8 protein-coding genes are annotated in these 7,343 nt (G+C 69.3%); 2 read left to right on the plus strand and 6 right to left on the minus strand.

Going from position 1 to position 7,343, the window contains the following annotated elements:
* A partial coding sequence (locus tag GEV10_31250; GenBank protein ID MQA82880.1) for an IS982 family transposase occupies positions 1–111 on the plus strand: 111 nt, incomplete at its 5' end.
* Between the two features lie 25 nt (positions 112–136).
* Here GEV10_31250 and GEV10_31255 read toward each other — a convergent pair.
* From GEV10_31255 to GEV10_31275, 5 genes are read right to left on the minus strand one after another with little or no spacing between them, the layout of a single operon-like run.
* Positions 137–694: a DUF4287 domain-containing protein gene (locus GEV10_31255; GenBank protein ID MQA82881.1), complete on the minus strand. Its 558-nt coding sequence runs from the start codon at positions 692–694 to the stop codon at positions 137–139.
* Positions 695–739: 45 nt separating this feature from the next.
* Complete coding sequence (locus tag GEV10_31260) at positions 740–1,573, minus strand: helix-turn-helix domain-containing protein (GenBank protein ID MQA82882.1); 834 nt, start codon at positions 1,571–1,573, stop codon at positions 740–742.
* A 34-nt stretch (positions 1,574–1,607) separates the two neighbouring features.
* Positions 1,608–3,659, minus strand: a complete 2,052-nt coding sequence (locus tag GEV10_31265) for an ATP-binding cassette domain-containing protein (GenBank protein ID MQA82883.1) — start codon at positions 3,657–3,659, stop codon at positions 1,608–1,610.
* Entirely contained in the window at positions 3,656–5,389 is a 1,734-nt protein-coding gene (locus tag GEV10_31270; GenBank protein MQA82884.1) for an ATP-binding cassette domain-containing protein, read from the minus strand. The genes GEV10_31265 and GEV10_31270 overlap by 4 nt, the downstream gene beginning before the upstream one ends.
* Positions 5,383–6,033 carry a TetR family transcriptional regulator gene (locus tag GEV10_31275; protein MQA82885.1) on the minus strand — a complete coding sequence of 217 codons (651 nt, stop codon included), beginning with the start codon at positions 6,031–6,033 and terminating at the stop codon, positions 5,383–5,385. Before GEV10_31275 ends, GEV10_31270 begins: the two co-directional genes overlap by 7 nt.
* Before the next feature lie 184 nt (positions 6,034–6,217).
* On the opposite strand from GEV10_31275, the gene GEV10_31280 reads away from it, so the two are divergent.
* The gene (locus tag GEV10_31280; GenBank protein MQA82886.1) at positions 6,218–6,463 is read left to right on the plus strand and encodes a hypothetical protein; all 246 of its coding nucleotides are present in this window, start codon (positions 6,218–6,220) and stop codon (positions 6,461–6,463) included.
* A gap of 23 nt (positions 6,464–6,486) precedes the next feature.
* Here GEV10_31280 and GEV10_31285 read toward each other — a convergent pair whose 3' ends face one another.
* Complete coding sequence (locus GEV10_31285) at positions 6,487–7,164, minus strand: hypothetical protein (GenBank protein MQA82887.1); 678 nt, start codon at positions 7,162–7,164, stop codon at positions 6,487–6,489.
* Between the last annotated feature and the right edge of the window lie 179 nt (positions 7,165–7,343).

Genomic DNA, 7,343 nt, shown 5'->3' on the forward strand with positions numbered 1-7,343 from the left:
GGGGTATTCACCCGAGTCGCCCAACGCCTGCTGGCCATGGCCGCCGGGATCTGGCACAACTGGACCACCGGCGTCACCAGCAAACGATCACTCACCGCCTACGACCACTGACCAGCAGCTTCACGGAATCATTCATCTAGCCGGCGCGGTCGTACGCCGACCGCAGCCAACCGACGAGCTCGTCGTCGACATCGTGGACGTCCCCGACGTCCACGTGGTGGGTGCACATGCCGGTGGCGGCCGACAGCCGGGGAGTCGGCGGTTCGTCACGCAGGTTGAGGCCCAGCCTGATCCGTCCGGCGGACGGGGCGTTGACGAAGGCGAACTGCTTCTTCCTGCGCAGGCTCACACCCGTCTTCTTGACCGCCACGCCGACGTCGCCGCCAAGCGCCGACGCGACGAGCACGAGTTCGTCGTGGACGGGCCGCAGCGCCGCCTTGGCGCCGCGGAACTGCGCGTCGAGCAGGTCGGCGTCCGCCGACGGCCCGCCCGCCCCGTTCGCCACGGCCTCGCGCGCGAGAGCGTTCGCGTTCCCGTGCGTGAGCCCGTGCTCACTCTTGAGGAACGCCACGATCCGGCCGTGCCTGACGTTGCCCGACGCCGCGATCAGCTCGGTCCACTCGCCGACCGTGCGGCCGGTCGCCTGCTCGATGTTGCGCAACTGGCTGGCCAGCGTGTCCTTCGGATCTGCCATGACGTCACCCTGCCGGCCGGACGCGCACCCTGTCTTGGATGGATTTCACCTCTCCGGGACGAACCCGGGCTCGGCCTGATCCGGGGTGAAGCCACCGCGCTGGGCCGCCACGTACTGCGACGGGGTCACCCCGGTGTGGCGCTTGAAGTCGCGGATGAGGTGACTCTGGTCGAACCAGCCCAGCCCCGCAGCCAGCGACGTCCAGTCGACCGGCGCGTAGACGTCGAGGCTCGACAGCAGCACCCGCAGCCGGAGGATCCGCGACAGGGCGCGCGGGCTGAGCCCCACGACCGCGGTGAACTCACGGTCGAGGAAGCCGTGGGACACCCCGAGATGCGCGGCGAGGTCGCCGATCGACCGGCACGGGTCGTCCTCGAGCGCACGGACGGCGGCCGCGATGCGGGTGATCCCGTGACGCCCGGGACCGAGTCCCTCGACCAGGGTGGCGCAGACGGCGTCGATCGACGCTTCGGCGTCCGCGAGGCCGAGCAACGTGCGCCGCAGCGCGACGGCGCGCGGCCAGGCGAGGTCGAGGTCGACCACCCGTCCGCGAAGCGGCGCCGGGTCGACGCCGAACACGGCATGGCACCCCACCGCGGTCGTCACCACGCCGGCGCAGTGGGTCTCCCCCGTCGGCTCGTTGACCACCGGCCGGTCGTGAGGACCGAGCAGGAGGCCCCGGTCGGCGACGTACGGTATCCCGCGACCGTCGTCGGGTATCTCTCGGATCGGCGCGCCGAGCACGACGACGGCGACGGTGGACCCGGTGGGCGCGATGCGTTCACGCGGGTAGTCGATGCGCCCGCGCGCGTACCAGACCGACTCGACGTAGCGACGCAACTGCGCCGGCGGCCGCCTGGAGACGTATGCGAACTCCATGCCGACCTCCCGTGTCCCGGTTACCCGTCCGTCATCAGGTCGGTGCCCCGATCACCCTGGTCGACTCGTCGCCGGTCTCCTCCAGGTCGGTCAACGACGACGCGAACTGCGCCTCGTACAGCGCGGCGTACGCACCGTGGCGTTCGAGCAGCTCGGCGTGCGTGCCCTGCTCGACGATCCGGCCGGCCTCCATCACGAGGATCAGGTCGGCGTCCCTGATCGTCGACAGGCGGTGGGCGATGACGAAGCTCGTACGGTCCGTGCGCAGCGCAGCCATCGCGTGCTGGACGAGCAGCTCGGTGCGGGTGTCGACAGACGACGTCGCCTCGTCGAGGATCAGCAGCGCCGGGTCGGCGAGGAACGCGCGCGCGATCGTCAGCAGCTGCTTCTCCCCGGCGCTGACGTTGCTGCCCTCCTCGTCGATCACGGTGTCGTAGCCGTCCGGCAGCGAGTGCACGAACCTGTCGACGTACGTCGCCTCGGCGGCGCGCAGCAGCTCCTCCTCGGTCGCGTCGGGCCGGCCGTACGCGATGTTGTCGCGGATGGTGCCGCCGAACAGCCAGGTGTCCTGCAGCACCATGCCGATCTTCGACCGGAGGTCGGCCCTGGTCAGCTGCGCCGTGTCGACGCCGTCGAGCGTGATGCGGCCGGCGTCGAGCTCGTAGAACCGCATGACCAGGTTGACCAGCGTGGTCTTGCCCGCGCCGGTCGGACCGACGATCGCGACCGTCTGGCCGGGTGACGCGATGAGCGACAGGTCCTCGATGAGCGGTCGGTCGGCGTCGTACCGGAACGACACGTGTTCGAACTCGACGCACCCGCGCGGCGCGCTGACCGGCCGCGCGTCGACGGGGTCTGGCACCTGCTCGTCCTCGTCGAGCAGCTCGAACACCCGCTCCGCGGACGCCACCCCGGACTGCAGCAGGTTGGCCATGGACGCCACCTGGGTGAGCGGCTGGGTGAACTGCCTGGAGTACTGGATGAACGCCTGCACGTCGCCGAGCGACATCGTGCCCGACGCGACGCGGAGACCGCCGACGACGGCGATCGCGACGTACGTGAGGTTTCCGATGAACATCATCGACGGCATGATGATGCCGGAGATGAACTGGGCGCCGAACGAGGCGCGGAAGAGCTCCTCGTTCTTCTGCCTGAACGTCTCCTCGATCTCGCGCTGCCGGCCGAAGACCTTGACCAGTGCGTGGCCGGTGTACGCCTCCTCGATCTGGCCGTTCAGCTCGCCGGTGTGCCGCCACTGCGCGACGAATTTCTTCTGCGACCGCTTGGCGATCTGGGCGGTGAGCAGCACCGACAACGGGACGGCGACGAGCGCGATCAGCGCGAGTATCGGCGAGATGACGACCATCATCACCAGGACGCCGACGACCGTGAGCAGCGAGATGACCAGCTGGCTCATCGTCTGCTGCAGGCTCTGGCTGACGTTGTCGATATCGTTGGTCACCCGGCTGAGCACCTCGCCACGGGGCTGCCTGTCGAAGTACGCGAGCGGCAACCGGTGCAGCTTGTCCTCCACGTCGGAGCGCAGCGTGAAGATGGTGCGCTGGACGACGCCGTTGAGGACGTACCCCTGCAGCCAGCTCAGCACCGAGGCGAAGACGTACAGCGCGAGCACACCGAGCAGCACCATGCCGAGAGCGTGGAAGTCGATGCCCTGGCCAGGCACGACGTCCATGCCGGAGAGCAGGTCGGCGATCTCGTCGTCACCGCGTGCCCGCGCCGCGGCGATCACCTGTGCCTTGGTGAGACCGGCCGGCAGGTTCTTGCCGAAGACGCCGCTGAAGATGAGGTCGGTGGCGTGGCCGAGGATCTTCGGCCCGATGACCGACAGCGCGACACTCGCGACGGCGAGCACGAGGACGGCGATCACCGCGATCCGCTCCGGCGCCATCCGGCCGATCAGCCGGCGGGCGGACGGGCCGAAGTTCATCGCCTTCTCTGCCGGCATGCCCTGGCCACCCCAGGGTCCGCCGCCGGTGCGCTGCGTCGGGCCGAACTTCGGCCTGGCCGGCGCCTTGGCGGCGGACGCGCCGTCGGCCGCGGGCGTCTCGGAGCGCGGGGCGGTCATGCCACTTCCCTCTCGGTGAGCTGCGAGGAGACGATCTCCTCGTACGTCGGGCAGGTCTCCAGCAGCTCGGCGTGGGTGCCGATCCCGACGATCACGCCGTCGTCGAGCACGATGATCTGGTCGGCGTCGACGACCGTGGACACCCGTTGCGCCACGATGAGGACGGTCGACGTACGCGTCAGCGGCCGCAGGGCCGCGCGGAGCCGCGCGTCCGTCGAGAGGTCGAGTGCGGAGAACGAGTCGTCGAACAGGTAGATCTCGGGTTTGCGGACCAGGGCCCTGGCGATCGCGAGCCGCTGCCGCTGACCCCCCGACACGGTGGTGCCGCCCTGGGCGATCGGTGCCTCGAGGCCGCCCGTCATCGCCTCGACGAAGTCTCTCGCCTGGGCGACCTCGAGCGCCTCCCACAGCTGCTCGTCGGTGGCGTCCGGGTTGCCGTAGCGCAGGTTGGAGGCCACCGTGCCGGTGAACAGGTACGGCCGCTGCGGGACGAGGCCGATCCTGCTCCACAGCAGGTCGGGCTCAAGCTCGCGCACGTCGACGCCGTCGACGGTCACGCTGCCCCGCGTGGCGTCGAACAGTCGCGGGATGAGGGAGACGAGCGTCGTCTTCCCCGCGCCGGTGCTCCCGACGATCGCGGTGGTCTGCCCGGGTCTCGCGCGGAACGAGATGTCGCGCAGCACCGGCTCGTCCGCGCCCGGGTAGTGGAACTCGACGCCGTCGAGCACCAGCTCCACGCGCAGCGATATCTCGGTGACCGGCGAGGCGGGCGGCTTCACCGACGAGTCGGTGTCGAGCACTTCCATGATCCGTTCGGCCGACACCGCCGCCCGCGGCACCATGACCGCCATGAAGGTCGCCATCATCACCGACATCAGGATCTGCATCAGGTAGTTGAGGAACGCCATCAGCGAGCCGATCTCGACCTGACCGGCGTCGACCCGGTGGCCGCCGAACCACAGCACCGCCACGCTCGACGCGTTGAGGACGAGCATCACGGTCGGGAACATCAGCGCCATCAGCCGACCGGCGCGCAGGGCCGTGCCGGTGAGCTCGTCGTTGGCGACGGCGAACCGGTCGCGCTCGAACGGCTCCCGCACGAACGCGCGGACCACCCTGATGCCGGTGATCTGCTCGCGCAGGATGCGGTTGACGGCGTCGATCTTCACCTGCATGGCCCGGAACTGCGGCACCATGCGCACCACGATCTGCGAGATCGCGATCAGCAGGACGGGCACGCAGACCAGGAGGAGCCAGGAGAGCCCGATGTCCTCCTGCAGCGCCATCACGACACCGCCGACGCACATGATCGGCGCCATCACCATCAGGGTGGCGCTCACCATCACGAGCATCTGCACCTGCTGGACGTCGTTCGTCGATCGCGTGATCAGCGACGGTGCACCGAAGTGGTTCACCTCGCGGTCGGAGAACTCGCCGACTCGGTGGAACACCGCCGACCTGACGTCACGGCCGAAGCCCATCGCGGTGCGCGCACCGAAGTAGACCGCGCCGATGGAGCAGACGATCTGCGCCAGCGAGACCCCGAGCATGTACGCGCCGATGGTGAGGATGTAGTTCGTGTCGCCGCGGGCGACGCCGTTGTCGATGATGTCGGCGTTGAGGCTCGGCAGGTACAGCGAGGCGATGGTCCCGAGCAGTTGCAGCAGGACCACGATGAGCAGAGCTCCGCGGTAGGGCTGCAGCTTCGCGCGGAGCAGACGGATCAGCACGAACGGCTCCTGTCCGATGACGGGTGTGACGGTCTCGTCTCGTCGCGGTCGACGAGACCGTAGAGGAAGACGTCGACGATCTCCTCCAGCGGGAGGGCCGACGCGTGCATCGCTTCGTCTCCGAACGGGCGGGACGCCATGATGACCATGGCGCCGAGCACGCGAGCGGCGTGGTTCGATCCGACCACGAGACGGTGCGCGTCGGGTTCGAAGACCTCGGCCACCGCCGCGGTCAGCACGTCCCATGCCTCGAACCTCGACATCGGCGGATGGCTCTGCACGACGTCGCCCGGCTGGCTCGCGCGGAGGGCGGCGAAGAGCTGCCAGGTGCTCTCCATGCCGCTGCGCAGCAGCTCGACCATCGTCGTGACGCGCTCCTCGAGCGGCGCGGCGCGGTCGATCTCCTGCAGCGCCCGCACGCCGCTACGCGGGTCGAAGGCGCTGACGACCACGGCCTCGATGAGTGAGCGCTTGTCCGGGAACGCCCGGAAGAGGGTGCCCTCGGCGACACCCGCGGCCTCGGCGATCTGCCTGGTGCTGACCGCGTACCCGTGGGCGCGGACGAGCGGCAGTGTCGCCTCGATGATCGCCGCGCGCCGCGCGTCAGGAGGCAGCGGCGCCGCCCGTCCCGTCCTGGATGGCATGGTTCGAGACTAATTGAGTGAGTACTCACTCACAAATGGATTTATCGTTTACCGACCCATGACCCGCCCGTGCGCGGGAGCCGGCCGCGCCCACCTCTCCGGAGTGAGTGACGCGCCCGACGCGTCGGCCACACTCACTCACGGGAGCCCGATCGACTACGGTGCGGCGATGGGCGATGGAGACGTGACAATCACCCTGTCCGCCGACCAGGCACTGGTCCTGAGCAACTGGCTCGAACGGATGGAGAACTCCGCGGAGTTCTACCGGGTCGTCGACGACCGCGCGGTGTGGTCGGCGCTGTTCGCGATCAGCGCCACCCTCGACACCAACGTGGACGCGATCTTCGCCGCCGACTACACCGACCGGCTCGCAGCCGCCCGGCGCCGACTCGGCGACGAGCTCGGCGAGATGGACCTCTCCTCCCCCTGACGCCTGCCGCTGCCCGTGGCCGGTCAGGCGTCGAACGCGCAGAACTCGTTGCCCTCGGGGTCGGCCAGCACGTGCCACGCGATCCCGTCGTCGCCCTTCCACCGCAGGACGGTCGCGCCCATGTCGACCATGCGGTCGAGGTCGCTGACGGCGACGTCCCAGTGGATGCGGTTCTTCGCCGTCTTGGGTTCCGGCACCGGGCAGAAGTCCATCGTGAGGATCGGCATGTCGGGCACGTTCTCGATCGTCGAGTGGCCACGCTCGTTGTCGATGACCATGGCGCCGTAGACCTCGCCCCACCAGCGCGCCTGAGCCCTCGGGTCGACGCAGTCGACGACGAGGCCGTGCAACCGGTTTGCCGGTAGCTCGTTGCGCAGGAACGCGCAGTACTCGCCGTCCTCCAGATCGGTCATGACCGTCCACGTGCGGTCGTCACCCTCGGGCACATCGACCTGTGATCCCAGGGCCTGCAGACCCGCGAGGCTGACCGCGTACATGTCGAGGTGGACGCGGTGCTTCACCGTCTTCGGCTCGTCGACCTTGTTGACCCAGACCCTGCACTGCGGCTCGGGTCCGTAGAGGCCACCCTCGCCCCAGTCGGCGGGCTCCCACCGGAGGTCGAGGATGTCGGCCCAGAACGGACCGAGCCGCATCGGGTCCACGGCGTCGAGGCAGACCTTCTTGAAGCGCGCGATGGCCATGACGTGCACCCTACGGCCGCCTGCTGTCACCTCAACGGCGGCTAGGAGCGTGGGTCCGTATTGGCGAATCCGCCGCGCCGCGGCGCTGATGGGGCTGCTGGGCGGTTAGCGTGGCGGGCCGTGTGCCGGCATGAGTGAGGTGGTCGTGCTCGTCGTTGATGCTCAGCGATCAGCGATCA

The organism is Streptosporangiales bacterium, assembly GCA_009379955.1.
Taxonomy (GTDB): Bacteria; Actinomycetota; Actinomycetes; order Streptosporangiales; family WHST01; genus WHST01.

Coding starts and splice junctions, on each gene's coding strand:
- GEV10_31275 (MQA82885.1), bottom strand. CDS start 6,033: ATGCCATCCAGGACGGGACGGGCGGCGCCGCTGCCTCCTGACGCGCGG.
- GEV10_31255 (MQA82881.1), bottom strand. CDS start 694: ATGGCAGATCCGAAGGACACGCTGGCCAGCCAGTTGCGCAACATCGAG.
- GEV10_31265 (MQA82883.1), bottom strand. CDS start 3,659: ATGACCGCCCCGCGCTCCGAGACGCCCGCGGCCGACGGCGCGTCCGCC.
- GEV10_31260 (MQA82882.1), bottom strand. CDS start 1,573: ATGGAGTTCGCATACGTCTCCAGGCGGCCGCCGGCGCAGTTGCGTCGC.
- GEV10_31285 (MQA82887.1), bottom strand. CDS start 7,164: ATGGCCATCGCGCGCTTCAAGAAGGTCTGCCTCGACGCCGTGGACCCG.